Genomic DNA, 1,640 nt, shown 5'->3' on the forward strand with positions numbered 1-1,640 from the left:
CGCGGGCGGCTATGTATGCGACTGTATCCACATGAGTTTTGCTCGGCGTGGCGATAAGAACTCCATCGACTCCGCCTGCGTCTATCATCTCCGCTGCAGTTTCATAGGCCTTTATGCCGTTGCCTGCCAGCGAAAGCCGAGTAGCGGCTACAGGATCCACGACAGCCGTGACCTCGACAAGTGAACTTTCAGCAGCTGCACGAAGATGAACCTGGCCCATGCGTCCAGCACCAATTAAACCAAGACGGAATCCGCTCATAACTTAATCCTGAGGTTGGAATAAACAAAACCGACCGGTTGCAATGATCTGAATTTGACGATGCTGTATGCAGCATCGCGAGATCCTGAAACTGGGGGCACGAAACGTAGAGAACTGCGGAGATTCCGAGCGAACAACGACGCCGTAGTTGTCATCGATTTTGTAGCAACAGCCTGCTTCTCAGTCGATAAGTGCAGCAGCATCGCAAGCGAAAGATGTGTCGTCTTCAGCACGACGTTTTTTTGCGCCGCTGTTCCCCGGTGGAGGCTAAAAATCAGTTCTGTCCCTGAAACTTGGCCAGGTTTTCCCTCGTAACAAGCTCAAAGGGGATATAGATCTTTCTGTCCACAGGTTGCCCCCTGGCGAGCTTGAGCGCAGCATCAATTGAACCTTTGCCTTGGCCGACAGCGTCCTGGAACACGCTAACATCCAATTCGCCGGCCGCCATAGCAGCAAGCGCGTCATCGGTGGCGTCGATGCCGCCGATGACGAGCGAATCCATCGAGCGGCCTGCGGCCTTCAAGGCCTGAATGGCGCCGATCGCCATCTCGTCGTTGTTTGCAATCACCGCGTCGAACTCGAGGCCCGCGGAGAGCCAGTTGGTCATCAGGTCGGCGCCCTGGGTGCGTTGCCAGTTGGCGGTCTGCTCCTGGACGATCTCGATACCCTTGCATTTGTCGGTAGCGAGAACATCATGGATATCTTTTGTGCGCATGCGGGCCGCCTGGTTCGACAACTCGCCCATGAGCACAACGGCTTTTCCTTTTCCGTTTAGCAGCCTGCAAACTTCTTGGGTTTGGAGCGTCCCTGAATCAAGCTCGTTTGAGGCGACGAAGGCTTGCGTGTCGGGAAGCGTGTTGACGTTCACCGGCTCGCGGTTGACGTAGACAAGCGGAATGCCGGCGTCTGCGGCTATCTTCGACATGACGGTCGTCGCATCGGTATCGACCGGCTGGACGATGATGGCATCCACTCCGGCGGCAATAAAGTTTTGGATTTGGCTCTGTTGCTTGGCCACGTCGTTCAGTGCGTCTTCAATTTGTAGTTCCACGCCATCGAGGGATTTGCCGTAATCCTCCATGCCGTTGCGCAGCACCGTTCCGAACTTGTCGTCGAACACCGCCATCGAGGCGCCAATGGTCTCCGCATGCGCAGCCGTCGACATCAGGACGGCCATCGCACTGCCTATAATCAATTTTTTCATTTCGTTTTCCTCCTCCGCTTTTCGGTGCTGGCAGATCCAACACTTGAATGGGCTACAGATTGAAGCGATACTGGCTCAATTGAAAGAGCAGCTTTCGACGATTTTGGAGGAACCACTTTGGCCAAACGACGCACCCGCTTTCCCTCGGATATGCTTGTTCTCGATCGCGGCGCAGAA

General features: G+C 55.1%; 2 protein-coding genes. Both read right to left on the reverse strand.

The genetic code is table 11. From position 1 onward, the window contains the following. Positions 1 to 259: Gfo/Idh/MocA family oxidoreductase (locus A3AY_RS38500; RefSeq protein WP_167332415.1), on the reverse strand; the 259-nt coding region annotated here is incomplete at its 3' end. Between the two features lie 274 nt (positions 260 to 533). Beyond that, positions 534 to 1,463: a sugar ABC transporter substrate-binding protein gene (locus tag A3AY_RS0133030; RefSeq protein WP_018329944.1), complete on the reverse strand. Its 930-nt coding sequence runs from the start codon at positions 1,461 to 1,463 to the stop codon at positions 534 to 536. Positions 1,464 to 1,640: the final 177 nt, after the last annotated feature.

It is taken from the genome of Rhizobium giardinii bv. giardinii H152, from assembly GCF_000379605.1.
Taxonomy (GTDB): domain Bacteria; phylum Pseudomonadota; class Alphaproteobacteria; order Rhizobiales; family Rhizobiaceae; genus Pararhizobium; species Pararhizobium giardinii.